The sequence below is a fragment of the Actinomyces sp. AC-20-1 genome, assembly GCF_023369555.1.
Classification (GTDB): Bacteria; Actinomycetota; Actinomycetes; order Actinomycetales; family Actinomycetaceae; genus Actinomyces.
The window spans coordinates 16,647-43,037 of record NZ_JACJVC010000015.1 but is presented as its reverse complement, the minus strand read 5'-3'; the positions used below and the strand labels follow the sequence as shown (position 1 = coordinate 43,037).

General features: G+C 68.0%; 19 protein-coding genes. 7 read left to right on the top strand and 12 right to left on the bottom strand.

Annotated features, from left to right (window positions below):
* Positions 1–4 precede the first annotated feature (4 nt).
* The 6 genes from H6X67_RS08980 (at position 5) to dnaE (ending at position 7,192) form a co-directional block, all read left to right on the top strand.
* Complete coding sequence (locus H6X67_RS08980) at positions 5–310, top strand: YggT family protein (RefSeq protein WP_396121321.1); 306 nt, start codon at positions 5–7, stop codon at positions 308–310.
* A gap of 219 nt (positions 311–529) precedes the next feature.
* Positions 530–1,126: a DivIVA domain-containing protein gene (locus tag H6X67_RS08975; RefSeq protein ID WP_249367635.1), complete on the top strand. Its 597-nt coding sequence runs from the start codon at positions 530–532 to the stop codon at positions 1,124–1,126.
* A 120-nt stretch (positions 1,127–1,246) separates the two neighbouring features.
* Positions 1,247–1,927 carry a signal peptidase II gene (lspA, locus tag H6X67_RS08970; protein ID WP_249367628.1) on the top strand — a complete coding sequence of 227 codons (681 nt, stop codon included), beginning with the start codon at positions 1,247–1,249 and terminating at the stop codon, positions 1,925–1,927.
* A complete protein-coding gene (locus H6X67_RS08965; RefSeq protein ID WP_249367627.1) occupies positions 1,924–2,856 on the top strand; it encodes an RluA family pseudouridine synthase in 933 nt (310 codons plus the stop codon). Before lspA ends, H6X67_RS08965 begins: the two co-directional genes overlap by 4 nt.
* 92 nt (positions 2,857–2,948) lie before the next feature.
* The gene (locus H6X67_RS08960) at positions 2,949–3,560 is read left to right on the top strand and encodes a GNAT family N-acetyltransferase (protein ID WP_249367626.1); all 612 of its coding nucleotides are present in this window, start codon (positions 2,949–2,951) and stop codon (positions 3,558–3,560) included.
* A gap of 47 nt (positions 3,561–3,607) precedes the next feature.
* Positions 3,608–7,192, top strand: coding sequence for a DNA polymerase III subunit alpha (gene dnaE, locus H6X67_RS08955; protein ID WP_396121320.1), 3,585 nt, complete (start codon positions 3,608–3,610; stop codon positions 7,190–7,192).
* 850 nt (positions 7,193–8,042) lie between these two features.
* On the opposite strand, the gene H6X67_RS08950 is transcribed toward dnaE, so the two are convergent.
* The gene (locus tag H6X67_RS08950) at positions 8,043–8,288 is read right to left on the bottom strand and encodes an RNA-binding S4 domain-containing protein (RefSeq protein WP_249367624.1); all 246 of its coding nucleotides are present in this window, start codon (positions 8,286–8,288) and stop codon (positions 8,043–8,045) included.
* 66 nt (positions 8,289–8,354) lie between these two features.
* Here H6X67_RS08950 and H6X67_RS08945 point away from each other — a divergent pair, with 66 nt between their 5' ends.
* Positions 8,355–8,759: a hypothetical protein gene (locus tag H6X67_RS08945; protein ID WP_249367623.1), complete on the top strand. Its 405-nt coding sequence runs from the start codon at positions 8,355–8,357 to the stop codon at positions 8,757–8,759.
* Between the two features lie 106 nt (positions 8,760–8,865).
* Here H6X67_RS08945 and H6X67_RS08940 read toward each other — a convergent pair whose 3' ends face one another.
* From H6X67_RS08940 to H6X67_RS08890, 11 genes are all read right to left on the bottom strand, one after another.
* On the bottom strand, positions 8,866–10,635 hold the full coding sequence (locus H6X67_RS08940; protein WP_249367622.1) for an extracellular solute-binding protein: 1,770 nt from the start codon (positions 10,633–10,635) through the stop codon (positions 8,866–8,868).
* Positions 10,636–10,697: 62 nt separating this feature from the next.
* Complete coding sequence (locus H6X67_RS08935) at positions 10,698–11,594, bottom strand: carbohydrate ABC transporter permease (RefSeq protein ID WP_249367621.1); 897 nt, start codon at positions 11,592–11,594, stop codon at positions 10,698–10,700.
* A gap of 59 nt (positions 11,595–11,653) precedes the next feature.
* Positions 11,654–12,517 carry an ABC transporter permease gene (locus H6X67_RS08930; protein ID WP_249367620.1) on the bottom strand — a complete coding sequence of 288 codons (864 nt, stop codon included), beginning with the start codon at positions 12,515–12,517 and terminating at the stop codon, positions 11,654–11,656.
* Between the two features lie 339 nt (positions 12,518–12,856).
* Positions 12,857–13,456: a DUF624 domain-containing protein gene (locus H6X67_RS08925; RefSeq protein ID WP_249367619.1), complete on the bottom strand. Its 600-nt coding sequence runs from the start codon at positions 13,454–13,456 to the stop codon at positions 12,857–12,859.
* A 24-nt stretch (positions 13,457–13,480) separates the two neighbouring features.
* Complete coding sequence (locus H6X67_RS08920) at positions 13,481–14,650, bottom strand: alpha-L-fucosidase (protein ID WP_249367634.1); 1,170 nt, start codon at positions 14,648–14,650, stop codon at positions 13,481–13,483.
* Positions 14,651–14,839: 189 nt separating this feature from the next.
* Positions 14,840–16,945, bottom strand: coding sequence for a beta-galactosidase (locus tag H6X67_RS08915; protein ID WP_249367618.1), 2,106 nt, complete (start codon positions 16,943–16,945; stop codon positions 14,840–14,842).
* On the bottom strand, positions 16,942–19,071 hold the full coding sequence (yicI, locus tag H6X67_RS08910) for an alpha-xylosidase (RefSeq protein ID WP_249367617.1): 2,130 nt from the start codon (positions 19,069–19,071) through the stop codon (positions 16,942–16,944). The genes H6X67_RS08915 and yicI overlap by 4 nt, the downstream gene beginning before the upstream one ends.
* A 48-nt stretch (positions 19,072–19,119) precedes the next feature.
* On the bottom strand, positions 19,120–21,948 hold the full coding sequence (locus H6X67_RS08905) for a glycoside hydrolase family 3 C-terminal domain-containing protein (RefSeq protein ID WP_249367616.1): 2,829 nt from the start codon (positions 21,946–21,948) through the stop codon (positions 19,120–19,122).
* 191 nt (positions 21,949–22,139) lie between these two features.
* A complete protein-coding gene (locus H6X67_RS08900; protein WP_249367615.1) occupies positions 22,140–23,126 on the bottom strand; it encodes a LacI family DNA-binding transcriptional regulator in 987 nt (328 codons plus the stop codon).
* A gap of 253 nt (positions 23,127–23,379) precedes the next feature.
* Entirely contained in the window at positions 23,380–24,966 is a 1,587-nt protein-coding gene (locus H6X67_RS08895) for a xylulokinase (RefSeq protein WP_249367614.1), read from the bottom strand.
* Positions 24,967–25,569: 603 nt separating this feature from the next.
* Positions 25,570–26,298, bottom strand: coding sequence for a GDSL-type esterase/lipase family protein (locus H6X67_RS08890; RefSeq protein WP_249367613.1), 729 nt, complete (start codon positions 26,296–26,298; stop codon positions 25,570–25,572).
* Between the last annotated feature and the right edge of the window lie 93 nt (positions 26,299–26,391).

The following is a 26,391-nucleotide window of genomic DNA, read 5'->3' as shown; positions in this document are numbered from 1 at the left end:
CCCAGTGAGCGCTCTCGCCGCCTTCGTCCTCATCCTGCGCAGCCTCCTGAGCCTCTACGTCCTCGTGCTGCTCGGCCGGGTCGTCCTCGACTGGGTGCAGATGCTCGCCCGCCAGTGGCGTCCCACCGGCCTCGTCCTGGTCCTGGCGAACCTCGTCTACGCGCTGACGGACCCGCCCCTGAGGGCGCTGCGCCGGGTGGTGCCCACGCTGCACCTGGGCGGGGTGGGCGTCGACATGAGCTTCCTCGCCCTCTACTTCGGCATCGCCGTGCTCCAGAGCCTGCTCGGCCTCGTCGCCAGGCTCGGCTAGCACCCCGTGACCTCCGCCCGCCCCACGGCCCCTCTGCGGGGCCGCACCGCACGGCCGCGTCCACGCTCCTGGCGCCCGTTGGCAGGACACTGGGTGAGAAGGCGCACTAGGATGACGTCGTCAACGCGCCTGAACCTCGAGTTCAGGTAACCTGTCCGCATGAGCGCCTGGTACGCCAGTACTCATGACACTTTCCGTCAAGACACCGAGGTGACGACAATGACGCTGCTGTCCGCAGACGACGTCCTCAACAAGAAGTTCCAGGCGACCAAGTTCCGCGAGGGTTACGAGCAGGACGAGGTCGACGAGTTCCTCGACGAGGTCGTGGAGGCGATGCGTCAGCTCGAGGCGGAGAACGCCGACCTCAAGGCCCGCCTCGAGGCCGCCAACGCGCGCATCACCGAGCTCGGCCAGGGCGAGCCCGTCGCCCCGGTCACCGCCCGGGCCCCCGTCGTCGAGGAGGCCCCCGCGGCCGCCCCGGTCGCCCTCACCGGCGCCCCGCAGGAGCCCGCCGCCGTCTCCGGCATGCTCGAGCTGGCCCAGCGCCTGCACGACGAGCACGTCTCCAACGGCAAGGCCGAGGGCGAGCGCATCATCTCCGAGGCCCGCACCACCGGCGAGTCGATCGTCCGCGAGGCCGAGGACCAGCGCAACCGCACCCTCGCCCAGCTCGAGAAGGAGCGCTCCGGCCTCGAGCACAAGATCGACGAGCTGCGCCGCTTCGAGTCCGACTACCGCACCCGTCTCAAGAGCTACCTCCAGAACCTCCTCACCAACGTCGAGGACGGCCCCGACGGTGGCACCGGCTCGCTCTGAAGACCCGCCTCGCTCTGAGACCCGGCACGCCGCCACGACGGCAGCCATGCCCAACCCGCGAGGGCGGCGACCCCACCATGGGGCCGCCGCCCTCGCGGTGTGAGACACCCGAGAGAACCCATGACACCGCCCGCACCGCAAGCGCCCCCCACCACCGCCCGCACCTGCCGGACCCCTCGCACCGACCACGTCCGCCTGCTGTGGGTGCTCGCCGTCGCCGTCGTCGTCATCGACCAGGCCACCAAGGCCTGGGCCGTCAGCGCCCTGGCCGACGGGCACCGCGTCGCGCTGGTCGGGGACCTGCTCGGCCTCGTCCTGCTGCGCAACCCCGGCGCCGCCTTCTCCTTCGCGACCGGGCAGACCTGGATCCTCACCCTCATCGCGGCCGTCGTCACCGTTGTCGTCCTGCGGGTCTCCAGGCGCCTGGGCTCCCTGTGGTGGGCCGTCGCCCTCGGCCTCGTGCTCGGCGGCGCCGTCGGCAACCTCCTTGACCGCCTCCTCAGGTCCCCCGGGGTGCTGCGCGGCCACGTCGTCGACTTCATCGACTACGGGGGCCTGTTCGTCGGCAACGTCGCGGACATCGCCATCGTCGCCGCCGCGGGCGCCATCATGGTGCTGAGCCTGTACGGGCTCGAGGTCGACGGCAGCCGCGCCGGGCACCCGAAGCGGCCCGAGGACACGACTGAGGACCCCGCAGCGGCCCCCACGGAGGAGCCCGCCGCGGAGCCCTCCGAGGACTCCTGCGAGGCCCCCGCCGTGGAGCCGTCCCCCCAGGAGGCCGAGGACGGGACGCGGGCATGAGCCTGCGCCTCATGCCCGTGCCCGACGGGCTCACCGGTGAGCGCGTCGACGCCGCACTGGCCCGTATGACCGGGCTGTCTCGCACGAAGGTCGGGGAGATCTGCGCCGAGGGCGGCGTGCGCCTCGACGGCGCCGCGCTCAGCAAGTCCGACCGCCTGGGCGCCGGCGCCGTCCTCGAGGTCGACATGCCGGAGCCGCGCCCCGTCGAGCCCGTCGCCACCCCCGTCGAGGGCATGGGGATCCTCTACGAGGACGAGGACATCGTCGTCGTCGACAAGCCCGCGGGCGTGGCCGCGCACCCCTCGATGGGCTGGGACGGCCCCGACATCCTCGGCGCCCTCAAGGCCATGCGCGTGCGCGTGGCGACCTCGGGCGCCGCCGAGCGCCAGGGCATCGTCTCGCGCCTGGACGTGGGCACCTCGGGCGTCATGATCGTCGCCAAGGGCGAGACCGCCTACTCCGTGCTCAAACGGGCCTTCCGCGAGCACACGGTCGAGAAGGTCTACCACGCCCTCGTCCAGGGCCACCTCGACCCCACCTCCGGCACGATCGACGCACCCATCGGGCGCCACCCCAGCCGCGAGTGGAAGATGGCGGTCATCGACGGCGGACGCGAGTCCGTCACCCACTACGACGTCATCGAGTCCATGCCGACGGCGGACCTGGTCGAGGTGCACCTGGAGACCGGCCGCACGCACCAGATCCGCGTCCACATGTCCGCCGTCGGCCACCCCTGCGTGGGCGACGCGACCTACGGCGCCTCCCCGGCGCTGACCGAGCGCACCGGGCTTGTGCGCCAGTGGCTGCACGCCCACGAGCTCGGCCTCGCCCACCCGGTCACGGGGGAGTGGATGACCTTCCGCAGCGCTTACCCCGAGGACCTCGTCCACGCCCTCGACGTCCTGCGTGACGCCTCCGTCCTGCGCTGACCCGCCCGCCGGGCCGGCGCACGGAACGGCCGGCACGAGCTCGACCCCACCGTGCCCGCCCTCTGGGCGGAGAAGGGAAGGAAGGACCCCCGATGAGCCCCCACGACGGCCCGGCCGCCCTCAGCATCCCGACGGCGGACGCCGTGGCCGAGCCGGTCACCTTCGCCACCGCCCGCGGCGACGACGCCGACCCCGCCCTGGACGAGGTGCGCCGGGGACTGGCCGACGTGCGCCTGGAGGTCTTCGTCGTCGAGCAGGCCGTGCCCCTCGTCGAGGAGATCGACGCCCGGGACTTCGAGGCGACCACCCTCCACGTCCTGGCCCAGGGGGCGGACGGCACCCCGCTGGGCGCCGGCCGGGTCCTGCTCGAGCCCACCCGCCCGGGCCAGGTCCACCTCGGACGCCTCGCGGTGCGCCGCGTGGCCCGCGGCACGGGCCTGGGGGCGCGGCTCGTGTCCGTGCTCGAGTCCATCGCCCTCGAGCACGCCGGGGTGGCGCTGGGCGTCGAGCAGGCCGGCGCCGTCGGCGTACCGCCCGGCACGACGGGGGTGCGCGTCCTGCTCAGTGCCCAGGAGCAGGCCATGGGCTTCTACGAGCGCTGCGGCTACCGCGCCGTCGGCGGTGAGCGCTACCTCGACGCCGGGATCTGGCACCGGGACATGGCGCGCACCGTCACCGGGCCCGGGCCCCGCCGTCGGACGTGACCGAGAGGGCATCGAGCGCGCCGGTGCCCGCACCTAGGATGAGCCCCATGACGGACACGAGCACCGGGGCCCCCACGGACGACTTCGTCCACCTGCACGTCCACACGGACTACTCGATGCTCGACGGTGCCGGGAAGATCAAGGACTACATCGCCGAGGCCAAGCGCCTGGGCCAGCGCGCCCTGGCCATCACCGACCACGGCTACATGTTCGGCGCCTACGAGTTCTACGCGGCGGCCAAGAAGGCCGGCATCAAGCCGATCATCGGCGTCGAGGCCTACATGACCCCGGGCACGAGCCGCTTCGACAAGACCCGCGTCTTCTGGGGCGACGAGTCCCAGCGCTCCGACGACGTCTCGGCCCGCGGCTCCTACACGCACCTGACACTGCTGGCCCGCAACGACGAGGGCTTGCACAACCTCATGCGCCTGGACTCCTACGCCTCCCTCGAGGGCCAGTGGGGCAAGGCCCCCCGCATGGACCGCGAGCTCCTGTCGCGCTACGCCGCCGGCCTCATCGGCTCCACCGGCTGTCCCTCCAGCGAGGTCCAGACCCGCCTGCGCCTGGGGCAGTGGGACGAGGCCCGCCGCTGCGCCGGGGAGATGCAGGACATCTTCGGCAAGGACTGCTTCTACGTCGAGCTCATGGACCACGGGCTCGAGATCGAGACCCGGGTCACCAAGGACCTCCTGCGCCTGTCGAAGGAGCTCGGCGCCCCGCTCATCGCCACCAACGACTCCCACTACGTGCGCCCCGAGGACGCCGCCATCCAGGACGCGATGCTGTGCATCAACTCCGGCTCCGTCCTGTCGGACCCGGACCGATTCAAGTTCGACGGCGGGCCCACCTACTACCTGCGCCCCGGCCGGGAGATGCGCGAGCTGTTCAAGGAGATGCCCGAGGCCTGCGACAACACCCTGCTGGTGGCCGAGCAGTGCGACGTGACCTTCCAGACCATCGACGAGGGCGCCTCCTTCATGCCCGTCTTCCCGGTGCCCGAGGGCGAGACCATGGACTCGTGGTTCGTCAAGGAGTGCTGGCGCGGCATGGAGCGCCGCTACCACGGCGACATCCCTGAGGACCGGCGCCGCCAGGCCGAGTACGAGATCGGCGTCATCGTCCAGATGGGCTTCCCCGGCTACTTCCTCGTCGTCGCCGACTACATCAACTGGGCAAAGAACCGCGGTATCCGCGTCGGGCCCGGCCGCGGCTCCGGCGCCGGCTCCATCGTCGCCTACGCCATGGGCATCACCGAGCTCGACCCGCTCTCGCACGGCCTCATCTTCGAGCGCTTCCTCAACCCCGAGCGCATCTCCATGCCCGACATCGACGTCGACTTCGACGAGCGCAGGCGCGAGGAGGTCATCGAGTACGTCAAGGACAAGTACGGCTCGGACAAGGTCAGCCAGGTCGTCACCTACGGCGTCATCAAGGCCAAGCAGTCCCTCAAGGACGCCAGCCGAGTCATGGGCTACCCCTACGCCGTCGGCGACAAGCTCACCAAGGCGATGCCGCCCACCATCATGGGCAAGGACATCACCATCAAGGGCATCTTCAACCCCGAGGACGAGCGCTACGGCGAGGCCCAGGAGTTCCGCGACCTGCACGCCGGCGACCCCGACGCCCAGAAGATCGTCGACCTCGCCCAGGGGCTCGAGGGCGTCACCCGTCAGTGGGGCGTGCACGCCTGCGCCGTCATCATGTCCTCCCGGACGCTCACCGACGTCATCCCCATGATGCAGCGCCTCCAGGACGGCGCCTACATCACCCAGTTCGACTACCCGACCTGCGAGCACCTGGGCCTGCTCAAGATGGACTTCCTGGGCCTGCGCAACCTCACGGTCATCTCCGACGCCCTGGAGAACATCGTCGCCAACGGCAAGGAGCCGCTGGACATCGACCACATCCCCCTCGACGACGCCGAGACCTACCAGCTCCTCTCGCGCGGCGAGACCCTGGGCGTCTTCCAGCTCGACGGCGGCGGCATGCGCACCCTCCTGCGCCTCATGCGCCCCGACAACTTCGAGGACATCTCCGCCGTCGGCGCCCTCTACCGGCCCGGCCCCATGGGCGCGGAGTCCCACACGAACTACGCGCTGCGCAAGAACGGCCAGCAGGAGATCGTCCCCATCCACCCCGAGCTCAAGGACACCCTCGAGCCGATCCTGGGCAACACCTACGGCCTCATCGTCTACCAGGAGCAGGTGATGAAGATCGCCACCGACCTGGCGGGCTTCACGATGGGCAAGGCCGACGCCCTGCGCAAGGCCATGGGCAAGAAGAAGATGGACATCCTGGAGAAGATGTACGTCGAGTTCGAGGCCGGCATGGTCTCCAACGGCTTCTCCAAGGAGTCGGTCAAGGCCCTGTGGGACGTCGTGGTGCCCTTCGCCAAGTATGCCTTCAACAAGGCGCACTCGGCGGCCTACGGCGTCGTCACGTACTGGACCGCCTACCTCAAGGCCCACTACCCGACCGAGTACATGGCGGCCCTGCTCACCAGCGCGAAGGACAACAAGGACAAGCTCGCCGTGTACCTGGGCGAGTGCCGGCACATGGGCATCCGCGTCCTCGCCCCGGACGTCAACGCCTCCCGCGCCCAGTTCTCCGCCGTCGGGGAGGACATCCGCTTCGGCATGGGGGCGGTGCGCAACGTCGGCGCGAACGTCGTCGCCGGGATCGTCGAGGCGCGCACGGACAAGGGGTCCTTCACGTCCTTCGAGGACTTCCTCGACAAGGTCCCCGCCGTGGTGTGCAACAAGCGCACCATCGACTCCCTCATCAAGGCCGGCGCCTTCGACTCGCTGGGCAAGTCGCGCCGGGCCCTGCAGGCCTGCCACGAGGACTTCGTCGACGAGATCATCGGCGTCAAGCGCAATGAGGCGGCCGGGCAGTTCGACCTCTTCGCCTCCCTCATGGGTGGCGACGACGGCGGGCAGGACCCCTTCTCCTCGGGGCCGGTCTTCTCCTCGGAGGTCCCGGACCTGCCCGAGTGGGACAAGAAGGACAAGCTCGCCTACGAGCGCGACATGCTGGGGCTGTACGTCTCCGACCACCCGCTGCTGGGCCTGGAGGGGCTGCTGGGCAAGCTCGCGGACACGGAGATCGCCGACCTCATCGCCAACGAGGAGAGGCCCGACGGCGCCATGGTGACGGTCGCCGGCCTCATCACCTCCCTGCAGCGCAAGACGACGAAGCAGGGCAACCTCTGGGCGATCGTCCAGGTGGAGGACCTGGGCGGAAGCGTGGAGTGCCTGTTCTTCCCGGCGACCTACCAGACGGTCTCGACCATGCTGGCGCCGGACACCGTCGTGACGGTCCGTGGCAAGCTCAACCGGCGCGATGGCCAGGTGGCCCTGTACGCGCAGGAGCTGACGATCCCGGACGTCTCCAGCGCCTCGCACGCCGCCGTGACGATCACGCTGCCGACCAACCGCTGCACGGGGCCGCTGGTGGAGAGGTTCCGCACGGTGCTGGAGAAGCACCCGGGGGAGAGCCCGGTGCGGCTGACGCTCACAAGCCCGGGGCGCGAGGTGCGCACGCAGCTGGACTCCTCCCTGCGGGTGGAGGCCAGCCAGGCCTTCTACTCGGACATCAAGGCGCTGCTCGGCCCGGCCTGCCTGTCGCGCTGAGAGCCCTGGCGGGCCCGCCCGCTTCTTGCTGGGGCCCGCCCGCTTCCGGCTGATGGCCTGGAGAGGTGGACGCTGCGTGAGGGCGCAGGGCTCATGCCCACAGGTCACGGGGCCTGCGGAGCGAGGTCGCCGTCTGCAGAACGGACTGCAGGCGACGGGCCACCGCAGCACGCTCTCCCCAGGGGACTCGGACCACGGGCTGGCGAGGGCGATGGCGGCTCGTGCCCGCCGGATGCCTCTGCGCGTGCCCAGTGCCTCGAGCCTGGCGAGCAGGAGGGTCCTGAGGTGCTCCGGGCCGGCACCTTCACAGACCCGGTTGTGCTTGTCCGGTAGGCACTGCGCACGCATGGCGGGGTCGATGACGCACACGGACTGCCTGACGGGGAGCGTGAGCGCGCAGTCGAGGATCGTGCGCTCGGGGGTCATGACCGGCAGGCCGTTGACCGTGGCGACGTCCTCGGGGGACAGGCGGATGGACCGTGGTACGACCGAGGCCTTCGCGCCTGGATGACGCTCCCGGCTCGAGCCGTAGCGCAGCCGGGGAAGCGGCACGGGGCCGGAGCGTGGGTGAGCCGGCATGACGACAGGGATGTCGGGCTCCTGGTCGGGGCAGGCGAGGCCGTGCACGAGGGCTGCTGCCTGCTGGGCGAGAGCCAGTGCCGATGGGCGCTGGTGGAGCACGGCGACGCTGCGACTGACCGGCTACCTGCTTTTGTGGGCAAGCAGGAGGCTGCCTGACGGGAGCGCGGCCTGTGGAGCCCGGGACGGGAGCTCTGGTCCTCACCTGTGGTGCGCCCGGTCCCACTCGGGTGAGGCCTGAGCCTTCAGATCGGAGTCCAGAGGAGGAGCCTCAGGCCTCGGCAACGAGGCGGACGACGGCACCGGCCTCGCCGGCCGGCAGGTCCACGACGACGATGTCGCCGTCCGCCAGGCGGTGGCCACGGCGGCTCTCGGGCTCGCCGTTGACGAGGACGTCACCGGACTGGACGGCCACGCGCGCCTCAGCGCCGTCCTCCACCAGGCCCGCGAGCTTGAGGAACTGGCCGAGCTTGATCTCGCCGCGCACAGCGATGACGGGGAGGGACTGACTGCTCATGGGCCCAGTGTGCCAGGAGCCTGCCGGGTCCCAGGACGCCGGTGCGCCCCTGCGTAGGCTGCGTCCATGACAGGGCAGGACGTGCACCCGGCACGGGCGGCCGGGGAGGACCCGGAGGACCTTGGGCTCGCGCTCGTCGTCGGCGAGAGGTACCCGGTGGGGCAGCGCCAGCACACGCTCACGCCCAGGCTCGCGCTCGCCACCGCACGCGCCCGCTCGGCGCTCATCGAGGCGGCGCGGGAGAGGGACGTGCTGACCTACGGCGAGCTGTCGGAGGCCATCGGAGGACTCGTCCTGCCCCGGCACATGGGGCCGCTGCTGCACATGCTCGAGCACGACTGCGCCGAGCGGGACGAGCCGGGGCTGGCGGCGCTCGTCGTCAGCGCCGCCACGGGGGAGGTCGGCACCCCCGACACCGGGTGGGCACCGCCCCAGCGGCGGGCCGTCTGGGCGTACTGGGCCCCGGGGTGACAGACGCATCTCACTGTGACAGGCGGAGTCATACCGCACAGCACCCCGGGTGCCTGTCCCGGTGACGTGACCGGACAAGCACCCGGGGCGGGTGTGAGAAAGAGGCTCAGCCGAACTGCGCCACGATCTCCTCGCGCGCCGTCTGCTGGTCCTTCGCATTCGCCATGTCAACCGCGAGAACGTCCTGGTAGCCAAGTCCGTCGGCAGTGGTCTTGAGGTCGTCCCACAAGGAGTTGAACGTTGCCTCGTCGCTGGCGAACGCCATCTTCCAGGAGCTTTCAACGATGACGGACTGCACCTGGTTGCGCAGAGACTCGATCTGTGAGTCATCGTCGGGGGCGACGTAGCTCGCACCCGGGGCGACCGCCAGCATGTCGTTGTCCTGCAGGTACTGCATCGTCGTCGTCGCGCCGCCCATCCTGGCGGACCAGTCCTCGGTGAGCGGGTTCGCGGTGGTCTCCTGGTAGGTCTCCCACATCTTGTAGTTGTAGGTGTACCCGGTCTCGGGATTGGTGTCGCTGCCTAGCACTGTCGTGACGTTGAGCCAGGAGGCACCTTCCTTGTAGGTGCCAGTTCCCCACTCGCCGGGTACGTCTGCGTCCTCGCCGAGCAGCGCTGTGCGGCCGAAGTCCGTGAGCTCGGGCTTGCCCTCAGCATTGATCTCCCAGGTGAGCCCCTGTGGGCCGGCGGCGCCCATCGTCTGGCTGGAGTTGCAGGACACGCCCTCCGGGCTGTAGAGCCAGTCGAGGAAGGCCGCGGCGCGGTCCGGGTCGCTGACCTGGGAGCCGATGGCGATGATCTGCAGGCCCCCAACCGCCGGGGCACCGAAGGAGAAGACCTTCATGTCTGCCAGCGGTGCGATCTCGAAGCCCTTGCCCTCCGCCATGTGCTCCTCGGTGTTGTAGGCGGACTGCCCCTGCCAGGGCCAGAACGAGAAGAGGACCTGGCCCGCCTGCATCTTGGAGAACAGCGTGTCGTAGTTCTGGGTCGTGGAGTCCGGGTCGACGATGCCGAGCTGGTTCGCGTCGAAGAACCACTTGAGCACCCGGTGGTACTGCCCGTTGTCATCGAGGATGCCCTGGAAGTCTGAGCCGTCGGCTTTGGCGAGCACGAAGCCGAGCTCGTCGTAGCCGTAGTAGCACACCGGCTGCTTGGCGTTGTTCATCATGTTGCCGTCCCAGTCCTTGAACAGGGACAGGGCGTAGGTCTTCTTGCCATTGTCCGCGGTGGGCTGGGCCTCCTGCATCTTCTGCAGGATGGGAAGCAGGTCCTCGAGCGTCGGGATCTCCGGGTAGCCGATCTGCTTGTACAGGTCCCAGCGCAAGAAAGGTCCGAATGTCGGGTCAATGCCCTCGCTGGGCTCCGTCGGCTTGAGCGTCGAGATCTGTGTCGGCAGGGCGTACAGGCCGTCCTTGCCCTCATTGAGCTTCTGGATCGCAGAGTCGAAGCGCGCGACGTTCTTCATGGCGCCGTAAACCGGTGTGAAGTCCATGAGCAGACCGCCGTCGATCAGCTCGTTCATCTGCTTGCCAACACCGACCACCACGATGTCGCCGAGGTTGCCTGCGGTGACACGCGTGTTGTACAGGGTGTCGCCGCCGCCGGCGACGTTGGGCGAGACGAGGTTGAGGGTCAGGCCGTAGCGGTCCGAGACCATTTTCCCGAACCATCCGGGCTGCTCTCCGGCCTGGTTCGCCAGGGCGTCGAAGACCTCGAACTTGACCGAGTCGGACCACGCGGTGGGGAATGCGGTGGCATCAGCGCTGCTGAACGACGATCCTGACGAGGAGCCCCTGCCGCATGCGCCCAGTGTGAGCAGACCGAATGCTGCGCTTGCCCCGATGAGCAGTGACCGACGAGAGAAAGAGGTGGCCATGTGCATCTCCTTTGATGGTTGTGACGAGTCGTGGGTGGTGGAACAGGTGGGCGAGCTGGTGGTCATCCCTTGACGGCGCCGAGCATGATGCCCTTGACGAAGTACCGCTGGAACATCGGGTAGATGAAGAGAATCGGGAGCACGACGACGACGGCGACGGTGGTTCTGATCGAGGTGGCCGTCTGGGCAGTTGCCGCGGCCGCGACGGAACCGAGGTCTCCGCCGGACTGCTGAGCGATCTGGGCGAGGCTGTCCGCCTGGTTGATATAGGTGTACAGCAGGTACTGCAGGGTGTAGAGGCTCTTGTCCGTGATGTACATCAGGGTGTCCTGGAAGCTGTTCCACTGCGCCACCGCTGAGAAGATCGCCACTGTAGCCAGGATTGGCGTCATATTCGGCAGCATGATGCGGGTGAACACCTGCAGGGTGCTGGCGCCGTCGACCTCGGCTGCCTCCTGAAGCTCGTGAGGCATGGACTCGACGTAGGTCTTCATCAGAATGATGTTGAAGGGCTGGACGATCGCCGGGAGGATGTACACAAGGAAGTTGTTGGTGAGGCCGAGTGTGTGCATCACGATGAAGATGGGGATGATGCCGGCGTTGAAGTACATCGTGATGACAACGAGCCGGTACCACAGGGCGCGCTTCCACAGACGCTCCTGAGTGAACATGAATCCCAGGTACGCCGAGGCCAGGACGGTGCAGACGGTCCCAATGACTGTGCGGGCCACGGAGACCGCAGCGGCCTGTGAGAGCCCGCTCAGCTGGAACACGTTGGCGTAGTTGCTGAGGTGGACGCCCTCTGGCAACCAACGCACATCACCGAGCGCGGCGATGTTGTTGGCGCTGATCGAGTTGATGATGAGGTAGTAGAAGGGGTACCCACAGATGAAGGCGAGCAGCGCGGCGCCGGTGTAGTTGACGATGTGGAAGGCCACGTCTCCACGGGTTCGCCTCATGCGGCGAGACTGCGCGGCGGTGGACCGTCTGGACTTGGTCATGTCCCTCACTCCCTTGCTCAGATCAGCGAAGTCCCGCGCAGGCGCTTCGAGAGGCTGTTGACTGACAGGAGGAGCACGACGGACACGATGGACTTGAGCATGCTGATCGCGGTCGCGAGGGACAGGTTGTTGCCGCCCATGCCGACGTTGTAGACGTACAGGTCCAGGACCTCGATGTGCTCCTTGTTGAAGGCGTTCTGGAACACGTAGTACTGCTCCATGCCGTTGTTGAGGATGCTTGCGATGGAGAGCATGAGCAGCACGAAGTAGGTTGGCAGCAGCTGCGGGATGGTGATGGACCACATGGTCCTGAACCTGCCTGCGCCGTCTACCTTGGCCGACTCGTAGAGGGCCTGGTCGATTCCTGAGATGGCTGCGAGGTACATGATTGAGCCCCAGCCGAGGCCTTTCCACAGTCCCCAGGCGGTCATCTTGAGCCAGACATGAGACTCGGAGTCCAGGAACTTCATCGGGACATCGATGAGCCCGAGCGACAGCATGGTCGAGTTCACCATTCCGGTCGACGAGAACAGCGCGAAAGCGATCATGTAGACGAGAACCCATGAGATGAAGTTCGGGAGCGTCGTCAAGGTCTGGACGAGGTTCCTGAACCGCTTGGCCTGGATCTCGTTGAGCAGCACGGCGAATCCGAGGGGAAGCAGCGACGTCGCGATGCCGAGGAAGCTCATCCCCAGCGTGTTGGCGAGCACCCGCAGGATCTGCTGCACCTGGGTGGGGGACTGCACCAGCATGCGGAACCACTGGAGCCCCACGAACTCGGAGTTGGTCAGACCGCGGGCGGGCCTGAAGTCGAACAGCGAGTACACCCAGCCGAGGAGCGGCAGGTAGCTGAAGAGCAGGACCAGGACCAGGAAGGGCAAGATCGACAGGAAGAGCCTGAACGACTTCGGACGATGACGCTGTGACTTATCGGGATGAGTGCGGCGGCGGGTGCGCCTTCCACTCCCCTTGGCCGCGACGACGGATGCCGGTACTGGCGGCAGTGCCATGACCACTCCTTATCTATCGTAGCGATTCGATGACATGAGGATGTGTTGCTGCGTCCTTGCAGGTGGCGGCAGATGCTTCCGATACGCCCATATCGTAGGGACTGTCAACTCTCTACGGTCAGCAAGCGTACTTGTGTGAAGCGTCTTGGTCAACCATTATAATCGATGCGCTTCGACAATTGTCTTGCGATCTCACCTAGCCGATCGGGTCTAGGACAGGCGCGCGTACAGCGGCGCGGCGATGACCACCTGGAGCAGGGCGCCGATCGCCAGGCCCACCGTCAGGAGCAGCACGAGCGAAGGGGGTACGGCCATCACCATGGCGGCTTCCGTCACTGGTACCAGCACCAGCAGCAGGGCGCGGCCGGGGGAGACAGCTGGAAGCAGCAGGGCGTTGCGGATCGTTCTGAGCGCAGGGGCCTGTCGACTGGCGACCAGGAGCATGCTGTGGACCGTGCTCGCGGAGAGGTACAGGGCCATCAACGACGCCAGGGCAGAGGAGACCACTCCCACTGTCCCACCGACGGACCACCAGAAGCGGCTGACGAACACCGCCAGCACAGTGGCCAGGCAGAGAGGCCAGAAGACGACTGTTCCACGTACCTTGTCCGCCTTGAGCGCGCCCACATACGTGCGCAGCATGTCTGTGTCTGGGTCTGCCCGCACCGCGTTCATCGTCTCGGTGAGTGCGCTCGTTGCGGCTCCGATGGTGATCACCGGGGCGCACGTGAGAACGTAGATGAGATTGAGCGCCACCAGCGAGAAGAAGGTCGAAAGCCCCCGCACAGTGCGGTTCTCTGCAGGATCCACGCGCTGTCTCCTAGGCCTCGGTACTCATGCCACAGTCATCCGCAGGCACGTCGCCCAACGCGTCGCGGATGGCGGGACCATGATGACGGTCATGCTGCCGTCCTTGTGGAACGGCAACGAGCCGCCGCCGAGCATAGTGACCTCGCTGAGCTCGGCGCCGACACGCAGCACCGAGGCATGCACCTCGTCCGCGCCGGACAGACCGAAGGCAAACAGGACGCCGTCGCGTTCCGTGAGGTGCCAGGTCAGGTCATCTCCGGACGAGATCAAGGGCGGGTTCTCGGGCGGCCGCGTGGAGTAGATACCCTCCCCGCACACGCGCATCCACTCGCTGAGATCCTGGAGGAACTGCCTGACGGAGGGGACCATCCTGCCTCGCGCGTCAGGTCCGATCCCGATCAGGTAGTTTCCACCCCCGGCGACGATTCTCACCAGATTGCCGATCGTCTCGGCCGTGGACTTAGCCGGGTCGTCCGGGCGCATCGCACACCACTCCTTGGTGAGGGAGATGCACGCCTCCCAGGGGACCGGCAGCGGTGCGGACGGAACCTGCTGCTCCGGGGTGAGGTAGTTCTGGTGCGGGCCGGGAGCCTCTCGATCAACCACGAGGATGTCTGGCTGCACCAGCCTCGCCACGTGCGCTATCCCATCAATGTCGATCGGCTCCTGCGGCTCACGAACCCACCCGCCGTCGAGCCAGAGGACGGAGAACGGACCGTAGCCGACCAGGATCTCCTCGATCTGGTCGCGCGTGAACTCCACAAACCGGCTCCATGCCCGGGGACGGGAACCAATGCTGTAGTTGTGGAACCGGTCGCTGATCGGCAGGGACCGGTTCCAGTACTCCGGCCGGGACCAGTCCGCCTTGGAGAAGTAGGCGCCCATCTCCAAGCCGTTGCTACGAAAGGCGTCAGCGACCTCCCGAAGCACGTCGCGGCCTAGACCGGATGACTCGGAGGTGCTCTTCAGATTGGTGTAGGCCGAGTCGTACATGCAGAAGCCATCGTGGTGCTTTGTGGTGAACACGCAGTACCGCATCCCGGCCGCCGCGCAGGCACGTGCCCACTCTTGTGCGTCGAAGTCCTCACCGGTGAAGGATCGTGCCTGGTCGTAGTACCAGGTGTGGTACTCCGCGTCTGTCCCGTGCCACGACGCTGGTGGGTCGGTGAACCAGCCGAGGTCCTCGCGGTGCAGGGACCAGGAACCCCCTTGCCCGATGGCGGTGTAGATACCCCAGTGGATGTCACGCCGACCTTGAGGTCTCGCCAGTGCTCGAGGCTCCGGCTGATCAGCGGGTCCGTCGGCCAGATGTACTCGTGCTCCGATGCCTCCTCCTGCTGCACAGCGCCAGCTGCTGCGAGAGGTGCTGGGGTGAGGTCGGCATCAGTGTCCATGGTGCTGCTCCTTGTTGAGCTCGGTCGGGCAGAGACCGGGACCGTCATGCGGCTCGTGCGCGGTCAGCGACACGGCGCTGAGGGTGCCGGGCTGGAGACGGATGACGGCGCAGCCTCCGGCGGGGAGCAGGTCGCCGGCTGAGAAGTCCCGGCCGCTCACTAGGTCGACACCGGGCGCGGCAATGTCGACGTCGACGTCCCCGTCGTGCATGAGGAAGAGGAAGTCGGCGTCGCGGGAACGGCGCAGCACTGCCTCGACACCTAGGGACGCAGCGCCGACGACAGTGGGCTCAACTCGGGCGTCCCTGAGGATGAGGCTCCAGAGCTCCTGTCTCGAGGCGTCTGTCAGGCGCGCGGATACGTACCAGGCGCTCCCGCTGCCGGCGGCTGCCCGGGTGACCGCTGGCAAGCCAGCGAGTGGGCCGTCCGTGTACGAGTACACGGGTCGCGCGTGCGTCAGGTGCATCCGCTCCGTCCAGTCCACGGCCTCAAGCGCCGCTCCCTGGGCTCCGAGCAGCATATGCCGCACCCCCGGCTCGACAGGACACAACGCCTCGGAGAAGGCGCCCAGGAGATCGCGTAGCCGGCCCGGATAACCCCCAGAAAGGACACGCATGCTTGAGTCGGCCAGACCGCTGAGATAGGTGGCTGCGACGGTCCCACCGGCCTCTGCGAAGGAGGAGACCCACGCGGCGCTCTGCTCGTCCATGGGGTACAAGCAGGGGATGACCAGCAGGCGGTAGGAGTCGAGCGGGGCTCCGGGAGCCACGAAGTCGGTCGTGACCCCGAGGCTGCGCAGCGCACGGTGGGTTGCGCGCAGCTCCTCCCGATAGGTGATGTCGGCACTTGGCAGATCGGGGGTCTCAAGCGCCCACCACCCGTCCGCGTGCCACACGATCGCGACGTCGGCGTGGACAATCGGACCCTCTGAGGGCGGCAGGTGCACCTCGTCCAACCGTTCCAGGATCTCGCCCAGCCGCACGATCGTGCGATAGCCCTCGGTGTCAGCCCCGGTGTGAGGCAGCATCCCCGAGTGCCACTGCTCGGCGCCGGCGGTCGACGCTCGCCACTGAAAGAACATGCATGACTGCGAGCCTCGTGCGACGTACCCCAGGCTGTCCCGGATCGTGCGCTCAGGGGCCTTGGGCAGGGCTCTTCCGCGCAGCTTGATCTGCGTGGCGTTCTGCTCCATGAGGATCCACGGGCCATTGCCCCAGGAACGTGCCAGGTCGGATCCGTAGGCGACGTGCGCCTCAGCCTCATCAGTGGTGGAGTCCAGGTAGTGGTCGAGGGAGATGACGTCCAGGTTCTTGGCCCAGGACCACTGCTCGAGGTTGTTCCACTCCGGGAGCATGAAGTTGGTGGTCACTGGGACCGTCGACCCCGCGGCTCGAATCTGCGCGACCTGCTCCAGGCAGGCGCTGAGCATCTCGTCGGACGAGTACCGCCGGAAATCCAGGACCAGACCAGGATTGGGAAGATACTGTGTGGCCACGGGCGGTAGGACCTCGTCCCAGGAGCCGTAGCGCTGCGACCAGAAGCTGGTGCCCCAGGCACTGTTGAGATCGTCAAGGGTGCCGTACCTGCTCTTGAGCCAGCGGCGGAAGCCCCGCTCGGCATGTGGGCCGTAGTCAATGGTCCCGTACTCATTGTGCACGTGCCACCCCCGCAGCGCCGGGTGCTTCCCGTAGCGCTCGGCCAGCAACCGGGCGATGCGGCGGCACGCCTCGCGGTAGGCCGGGGCGGCGATGGCGTAGGTGTCGCGTGAGCCGTGGTGCAGCTGGACGCCATCCGCAGTGGTGGCCAGCGCGTCGGGGTGCGCCAGGGTGAACCAGGGCGGGGGAGAGGCGGTGGGTGTTGCGAGGAGGAAACCGATGTCCGCGCCCGCGAGCAGCTCGATAGCGTCGTCCAGCCAGGCCAGCTCGTAGTGGCCCTCACTGGGCTCCATGGAGGACCAGGAGAACGGGCAGACGGTGACCGTGTTCACGTGGGCCTTGCGCATGAGGGACACATCCTCGAGCCACACCTCACGCGGCCACTGGTCGGGGTTCCAGTCCCCTCCGTACAGAAGGTGCCCGGGGTCGAACGGGTTCACGTGGTGCTCCTCGCCGCCTGGACCAAGGAGATGGGGGTGGAGCCCTCACGGGCGAAGAGTCCGAGGGAGTGCACGTCGTAGACACGGTTGACGAAGCGCCCTCCATCCGTGCAGTCGATGACCTCGCCGTCGATGAGGTGGCGCCACACTCCCTGAGGCAGGTAGACGTCGACCGAGCCGTCGGGGCGGAACACGGGTGCTACCAGCAGATCTGGGCCGAGCATGTACTGCAGATCGAGGTCGCGGGCGCCGGGGTCCCGCGGGAACTGCATGAACATGGGGCGCATCATGGGGTGACCGTGCGCATGGGCGGCTTCGGCGGTGTTGAGCAGGTACGGACGCAGCTGCTCCTTGAGCAGCGTGAACTCCCGCATGACATCGACGCTCTCCTCGTCGAAGAGCCAGGGGACGCGGTAGGAGTTCGAGCCGTGCAGCCTCGAGTGAGAGCTCAGCAGGCCGAAGGCGATCCATCTCTTGAAGAGCAGCGGATCCGGGGTGCCCTCGAAACCGCCGATGTCATGGCTCCAGTAACCGAATCCCGAGCAGGCCAGCGACAGCCCGCCGCGCAGGGACTGCGCCATCGCGGAGTAGGTGGACTCACAGTCACCACCCCAGTGGACCGGAAACGCCTGGCTGCCGGTGGTGGCGGAGCGCGCGAACAGAACTGCCTCACCGACACCTCGTCGGCGCTCAAGCAGGCGGAACACGGCCTCGTTGTATCGGCGTGTGTAGAAGTTGTGCTCGCGGAGCGGGTCCGAGCCGGCGTCCCACGTCACGCTGTCCACCGGAACGCGTTCGCCGAAGTCTGTCTTGAAGCAGTCGACGCCGTCGTCGAGCAGCTGCTCCAGCTTGCTGGTGAACCACTCAGTTGCATCCGGGTTGGTGAAGTCCACAAGTCCCATGCCGGCCTGCCACAAGTCCGTCTGCCAGACGCCGCCATCAGTGCGGCGCAGCAGGAAACCTCGCTCTGCGGCCTCGTTGAAGAGCCGGGACCTCTCGGCGATATAGGGATTGATCCAGGTGCACACGCGCAGACCCCGGGCATGCAGCTTGGCGATGAGACCACGAGGGTCTGGGAAGGTCTCGGGATCCCACTCGAAATCGGACCAGTGGAACCCTCGCATCCAGAAGCAGTCGAAGTGGAAGACGGTCAGTGGGATGCCTCGCGCCGCCATGCCGTCGACGAAGGACAGGACTGTGTCCTCGTCGTAGCTCGTGGTGAAGGAGGTCGACAGCCACAGTCCGAAGGACCAGCCGGGGAGCGTCGCCGGGCGCCCGGACCGCTTGGTGTACCGGTCAAGCACCTCAAGCGGCTCCCCGCCGCCGTAGACCTCGTACCGCAGCGTCTCGCCCGGGACGGAGAACTGGGTGGCGGAGACGTTCTCGGAGCCGATCTCGAAGGAGACTGGTCCAGCATCATCTACCAGGACCCCGTAACCCTGTGAGGACAGGAGGAAGGGAATGTTCTTGTAGGCCTGCTCGGAGCTGGTCCCCCCGTCAGCGTTCCAGATGTCAACTGTCTGGCCGTTCCTGACAAACGCGCCAAAACGCTCGCCGAGGCCGTAAAGACGCTCACCAGGGCTGAGACTCAGCTGCTCGTACACGAAGGGACCACCGGAGGAAAGATGAGTCTCTGGCGGTTGAGCACCGTTGTCATACCCCTTGCTGACGGGAGCTTGACCCGGGGCCACACGGGCATACCCGATGGAGCGTCCTGTGGAGGCGGTCAGGAGCCGCCCGTCCCAGAAGTACTCAACCTGCCAGGGGCCATGAAGGAGGACCCGAGCCTCAAGCCGTCCCGAGCGCAAGGTCACGGAGGCTCCGTCGCTGGACCTCGTCACCTCAGCGTCGACGTCGCTGCCTTCCACGAGGGGAAAGGTGGGAGCCGGCACCGGACTGCCGCCATGATGAGTGATCCGCACACCGATGACATCGGCTGCCGGGGCGTCGAAGGTGACTGTGAGCACAGGAGTGTTGAGCGTGTCGCCGCGCGAGCTGATAGGGCGTGTCGGAGCGAATACGCGCATTGAGTGACGGTCAGCGGCGATGCTGACGTCGTGCACCTCGCTGGGGCGAATGATGGTGACATTCTCGCGTGTCAGCCAGTATCCGTTGGAGAACTTCATGAAGGCGTCTTCTCTATGGATGGTGGAGGTCTCGGTCGGGGGACGGTCTTACTCCGCTGTCGTTTCTATGCCCAGCAGCGCGACCGGGCCGCGGAGACGGATGCGCAGTCGTCCCACACGGTGGTAGGGCTCTTCCGCGCTGACAGACAACGGGAGCGGGAGCGGCTTGCCGGTGCTGGTGTCGACGACGTCTGCTGACGGGGGCTCACTGGTACCGGGGGCCGGGAGCCGACGCGTCCGGAGCGCGGTGACGCGTGTTCCGGCGGGCAGGATGAAGTCGCAGGTACCACTGCTATCTTGCGGGCGCAGCTCCTCACCGTGTGTCGGGGTCGTGGCCGCGCGGACAAGACCACGCAGCTCTTCGGCGCGGTCCGTGCCGATGAACGCAGGGGCCGCTGCTGAGCTCGTCTGCTGTTGGCCAGTCAGCTCCTCTGGCAGGGTGAACGAGCACTCGCAGACCGTCGCGCTGGGGGAGCTCGAGCGGGCGACGCGAACCTGGAAGGCGCCGTCGGGAAGCTCCCAGCATGAGGTGTCCGAGGCGAAGACCGCGAGGCGCTCGAGGGGAATCATGAGGTCGACTGAAGCGTGCTCCTGCCCGGGCGGGAGAGTGACGGTGGCGAAACCGACCAACCGTGTCTCCGGCGTGTGCAACGGGCGTCGGCTGAATGAGCGTGCCGGCAGGTCGGCGTACACCTGGACGACGTCGTGGAGTGGACCTTGCGTGCGGCGCTGCCGTGGAGCGGTCATGTCCACGTGAGCGCTCACTCCGCTGTGGCCGAGCTCAAGCGTGACCCGGTCCCAGTGCACGGTGTCGACCGACAGGCCGTGCCCGAAGGGGAATCGATGAGGCTGGCCGTACAGGTAGGTCGACTTGGTCCGGATGATGTTGTAGTCGAGCAGATCGGGCAGCTCAGAGTCGATCGGCCAGGTCTGGGCGAGCCTGCCCGAGAAGTCGCGTGCACCGGTCAGGACATCGGCGAGCGCCTCGCCCTCGCTCTGCCCGAGGTGGGATGACCAGATCACCGCGTCGATGCCGTCGTCGAGGCCTTCAAGGTCGTAGGGGTAGGAGGAGGTGATGACGAGCACGGTCGCGACCTCAGCGGGCAGGGCCCTCAGTCGCTGCACGAGTCTCCTGTCTGGCTCAGGAAGGCGCGTGTGAGGACGGTCCTCGGTCTCGCGCCCGTGCACATGGGGGTTGTTCCCGACGGCGACGATGACGACATCGGCGCCGTCGGCGGCATCCGTGAACGCCTGGTCCGGGTCGTGCACGGTGTGTGCCTGTAGGGGCGTGCCGCTGTCAGGGCTGGTGCCGCGCAGCGTGAGTGCACCGGAGTGGTGCTCCGTGCCAACATAGCGCCCGGTGGCGCGGTGGACGAGGAGGCAGTGTCCGTTGGGGAGAGGCTCGCGCCTGAACAGCTCCTGGCTGACCCATCCGCCGACTGACTCGGCGTCAAAGGCCAGCTGGCCGTAGTCGTCGGGACACAGATAACGACCGGTCTCGCCTCGCAACGCGAGGATGCCTTCACCGAAGTCGATGACCTCGAGGACCGCAGGGTGGTCCGACAGCAGTGGCCCGTCGGAGTCGGGTCGGCTGATCCTGAGCGACCCGTCGTCCCCGGTGTGGACGTAGGCCGGGGTGGCGGTGCTGGAAGCACTTTCTCTCTGGTCCAGCCTTACGGGAACAGATAGGTGAATCGCTTCGATGGCCTCGGTTGATCTGATGGGGGCTTGTTGACGTGCCGACAGCTCGTCCACCAGCGTCACCGGGGCGATGAGCTCGCCCGAGTACCAGTCGCGGAGCACCTCGTGCGCCTGCGTGCCGATCACGGCAACGGTGCTGTGCGGGGCGATGGGCAGCACGTCGTGCCCGCGAGAACCGTGTCCCAGGAGCACGACGCTGCGGGTCGCCACCTCCCGGGACAAGGACCGTGCTTCCGTCCGGTCGATGGCCCGTGTGCCGTTGCTCTCCGCCAAGCCCATGAGCGAGTCGAACTCCCCGGTACGCGCGCGTGCCACCAGCTGCCGTACGACGGCGTGGTCAATGTGCTCCTCCGTGATGAGCCCCTCGTTCAGGGCCTGGGTCACGGCGGCGATGGTCTCGCTAGGGTCGGAGTCGTGATCGGTGAAGGAGTCGACACCGGATCGCAGCATCGCCGCGTACGCCGTGGGGGCGTCGGGAAACACCTTCTCTGACTTCCAGAGGTTGCTCGGCGCACCTGCGTCCGTGACGACGAAGAGCAGGTCCGGGTCCGCCACGGCGGAGCGCAGCCGGGTGCCCACCAGCTCGCTGACATGGGCCGGCCGGCCATTGACGAGGTTGTACGAGAGCATCACCGAGCCGGCCGCACCTCGCTGCAAGGGAACGAGGAAACCTGGAAGCTCGTACTCCTCGAGGACCTGCGGGTCCAGCTGCGAGGACGTGGCTGAGCGGTCGGTCTCGTTGGAGTAGCCGAGGAAGTGCTTGAGCGTGGGCACGGTTGTCCAGTTCTCCCCATCGCCACGCAGGCCCTCGGCATAGCCCGTCGCCAGCTCGGCGTTGAGCAGGGGGTCCTCCGTGTACGCCTCCTCGGTGCGGCCCCAGCGCGGGTGCCTGAGCGTGTTGACGACAGGGGCCCACACGGTCAGGCTGATCGCAGGATCGGCCTGTCGCATGTGGCGGACCTCAGTCGCAACAGCCTGGCCGGCTTCCCTGAGCAGCCCCGGGTCCCATGTCGCTGCCATCCCTACCGGCTGAGGGAGGCTCGTTGCCGGACCGAGCCAGGCGACGCCGTGCAGCGCCTCGGTGCCGGTCGTGAAGGGACCGATTCCTAGCCGCTCGGCTCCCGGGGAGTGCTGGTGGAGAAAGCGGATGCGCTCCTCCACGGTGAGCTGGGGCACGATGCTGCGCGCCCATGTGAGTCGAAGCGTGTCGGAGGGAGAAGGGGTCCCGTGCGGCTGCGTGCGGCATGTCGTCATTGAGTGCCTCCGTGTGTCGGCGGGCACCGGCGCGGTCCGGTCGGTGTGAGTGTCACACTATCGAATCGCTTCGACGATTTCTAGCCATTTTGTGTCGCTCGGGACGACGTAGATCAGCGCGTGGTCTCGCGGTGGGTGAAGCGGGGTGCGAGAAGCTGGGAGGAGGGGGCGAGGTCGGTGTCGTCGACGAGATCCAGGGCCATCGTCACGGCGGTCGCCCCGATCGTCTCGATAGGCAACGTTGTCCCGGACACCTGCCAGGGACCGTCGGTTGCCACGTCCTGGGGGGCGATGGCGGCCACCTGGAGGGCGTTGGGCACCTCGACGCCGAGGTCGCGCAGCGCGCGCCCGAGCGGAGCCAGCAGGGCCTCATGATGTACGAACAGGGCGTCGGGAGCCTTGGGTCCAAGCAGTGACTGTCTGGCCCACTGGAGGACCTCAGGGTAGGCGGCAGGGAGCTCAACCACCTGACCGGTCAGACCGAAATCGTCCAGGCCGTCGTGGAAGCCCTCGAGGGAACGGCGCTGGTAGGTGAACACGGGCTCTCCGGCCTCCTGCGGTGTGCGGATCATCCAGATCGAGCGCGAGCCGCTGCCGTGGAGCTCTCGCACGCACAGGGCGGCAGCCTCGCGGAAGTCGAAATCGACGCATGCGAGCCCATAGGTGCGCTTCGGGTACCCGATGAGCACCACGGGCTTCGGCAGCTTGCGGAGGAAGCCCGTACGAGGGTCCCCGTCGCTGAGATCCATCACCACAAGGGCGTCCGCCTTGCCCTCCTCAATGACCCGTTGAGTGTGCTCGGCGTCTTCTCCGGCGACGAGGAGGATATCGACGTCCCGCTCATAGGCGGTGCCGAGCATGGAGCGGACGAACTGCATAATGACATGCCCGTTCGCGCCGGGACGCAGGGGTGCTGCGACGGCGAGGAGCGAGGAGCGATTGAGCGCGAGGGCCCGGGCGGAGGCGGTTGGGTGGTACGACAGCCTGTCAATTGCCTCCTGGATCCGTTCGCGTGTGGCGGGCGAGATGGGACGCTTGCCGCTCAGGGCGTAGCTCACCGTGCTCAGGGAGACGCCCGCTTCGCGGGCGATGTCGCTCATTGTTGCCATGATCCAAATCGCCGTTCTTACGTGGAAGAAGGGAGTCGAGCGGAGCTGAGGCACGTGCCGTTGCCCCAAGCCCGCCTAAACCTACATTGCCACGGTGCTTGGCCGGTCGCGGATGGAGCGGACGATGCCCCTCGGCTTGAGGGCGACACGCTGAGCCCTGAGCCCCCACACCGGGACCTGACCCGAGAGGTCAGGGCTCAGCGTGGGGGGCTCAGGGCTCAGTGAGGAACGGTGGCGGCAGGCCTCAGTACACCTCGACGGCCGTCCTCTGCAGCGGCAGGCCGGCGACGAAGCGGTCGAGGTAGCGGGCGTACTCGGCGACCTCCTCCGCCGTCGCCTCGATGGTGACCTCCTCGGCGCCCGCGAAGACGACCTCCTGCAGGTAGTCCTCGAGGCTGCGTCCCTCGGCCCACAGCCGGTAGCCGGCGAGCAGCGCCATGCCCCAGGCGCCGCCCTCGGAGGCCGTCGCGGAGACGGACACGGGGGTGTCGAAGGCGGCCGCCAGCGCGCGCTGGGGGATCTCGGGGGTCTTGAAGATGCCGCCGTGCGCGTGCATGGAGTCGATGCGCACGTCGGTGGCGCCGCGCAGGATGCGCACGCCGTGCGCCATCGCCGCGAAGAGGGCGAACAGGTGCGAGCGCATGAGCCCGGCGAGGCTGAAACGGGCCTCGGGCCGGCGCACCGTGAGCGGGCGTCCCTCGCTGAGCCCGACGAGCGCGTCACCGGAGAGGAAGTTGTGGCTCATGACCCCGGCCTCGTCCATGGAGCCCTCGGCCGCGGCACTGAGCAGGATGTCGAACAGCGGCCCTCGCTCGACCGGGGCGCCGATGGCCTGGGCGAACTGGGAGAAGACCTCCACCCAGGCGTTGAGGTCCGAGGTGCAGTTGTTGGCGTGGGCCATGGCGACGGGGGCGCCGGAGGGCGTGGCGACGAGGTCGATCTCCTCGATGAGGCTGCGCAGGGGCTCCGTGAGGACGATCATCGCGAAGGCGCTCGTGCCGGCCGAGACGTTGCCGGTGCGCGGGCGCACGGCGTTGGTGGCGACCATGCCGGTGCCGGCGTCGCCCTCCGGGGGGCACAGCGGCACGCCCGGCCGCAGGGTGCCGGTGGGGTCGAGCAGGGCGGCGCCGTCGGCGGTGAGGGCCCCGGCGTCCTCACCGGCGAGGGCGACGTCGGGCAGGACGTCCCCGAGGGACCAGGTGACGGCGGGCTCGTCGGCGACCAGGGTGTCGAAGGCCTCGAGCATGGTGGGGTCGAAGGAGCGGTTGTCAGGGCCGATGGGGAAGACGCCGGAGGCCTCGCCGACGCCGAGGACGTGGCGGCCGGTGAGCCGCCAGTGGACGTATCCGGCGAGCGTGGTGACGCGGTTGATGCGGCTGACGTGCTCCTCGTGGCCGGTGACGGCGTGGTGGATGTGGGAGACGGTCCAGCGCTGGGGGATGTTGAGGCCGAAGAGCTGGGAGAGCTCGCGCGAGGACTCGGCGGTGATGGTGTTGCGCCAGGTGCGGAAGCGGGTGAGGAGGGCGCCGTCGGCGTCGAGGGGGATGTAGCCGTGCATCATCGCGGAGACGCCGATGGCCCCGGTGGTGGTGAGCTCGGCGCCGTAAGTGGTGCGCAGGTCGGAGGCGAGGGCCGCGTAGGCGGCCTGGATCCCGGTGGTGACCTCCTCGAGGGAGTAGGTCCAGATACCGTCGACGAGGGAGTTCTCCCAGTTGTGCCCGCCGGTGGCCAGGACGGTGCCGGCAGGGTCGGTGAGGACGGCCTTGATGCGGGTCGAGCCGAGCTCGATGCCGAGGGCGGTGCGGGTCAGGTCGAGGGCGGGGGTGCTCATCCGGGGTGCTCCCTTGGTGGTCGTGGTGCCCGGCTGCGGGGCGCTGGTGCCGACGGCGGCCGGTGCCGGGGCGGCGTCGCCCGGGCCTGGTCTCGTGGCTGAGTGTAGTGACACGGCACATGAGATGTGAACGTTCACGATCTGAGGGGGTGAGGAGACCATTGACGAGCGCGCACGCCCCTGAGCTCCGCCCCGGTACCGGCCGGGGCCGCACCGCACGTGCTCGTCACGCGGCAGGGCTCGCGCACGGTGCAGCTGAGGGGTGGAGACGGAGGCCTGGGTCTACTGGGCCGGGACGGACCTGAGCGCGCTCGCCCAGGTGCTGGACGAGCACTTCGAGGTGGAGCGGGGCGACGGCATGGTCGGATCTGGCGGCCCTGCGGATCGAGCACGAGGACGTGGGAGCGGGGCTGGTGGGTGGGGAGCAGGTCGTAGACGGGGATGGGGCGATGCGGTCTCGCCGGGCCCGTGCACGTCGTCAAGGTGGGCGCGGGGTGAGGTGGGGCGTGCGTCGCATGCCGTCCGTCGGCTGACGTCGGTCCGCCGGCGTGAGCCGTGTCGTGGGCCCTCCTGGTACCGGTCAGCCGCAGTGGCCGACCGTCGTCAGTCCTTCGCGACGGCGCCCGCAGCGACGAGACAGCCGCGCACCGCGGCGGCGATGGCGCCCAGGCCCGCGGCGTTGGGGTGGATGCCGTCCTTCGGCTTGAGCTCTGGGACGGAGGTCACCGTGTGCACGTCCACGAGAGGCGTGCTCGTGGCCTCAGCGACGCGGCGGACGGTCGGGACGACCTGCCGGGTGACGACGTCCGCGTCGATGTCGTAGGGGTTGGGCTCATACGCCGCTGGGGGAGTGGCGAGCAGGACCGTCGGGGCGCTCGGCAGGGCGCGGTAGGCGTCGATGCGGGCGGTGAGCTCTCGCTCGAAGCGCTCCGGGTCCCAGTTGCAGGGTTTGGCGTCATTGGTGCCGAGCATGAGCACGATCGCCCGGGCGCCAACGTTGCGGGACAGGTGGTCGAAGCGCTCGCAGCTGTACGGCCAGTTCCCGGAGTCGAGAAGCGTGCGGCCACTGAGACCGTAGTTGAGGACCTGGTAGCGCTCACCGAGAAGGTCCTGCAGCTGGGCCGGGTAGGCGTGGCGAGACCGCCGGTCCGTGGCGACGCCGGCGCCGTAGGTGTTGGAGTCGCCGACACAGGCGATCCGGATGCGGCCACGCTTGAGCCGAGGCGCTCGCGGGTTCCATGCCAGGTAGCCAAGGAGGGCTGCGCCCCCTGTGAGAGCGGTGAGTGTGGCGGTGGCGGCGATGGTGAGTGCGCGGCTCGACGGTGAGCGCATGACGTGCTCCTTCGACGACGGTGGGATGGCAGCAGCGTAGGGCTTGACCCCTGCACGCGCCCTGTTGGTGAGTGGGAACGATGTCTGTGCTCC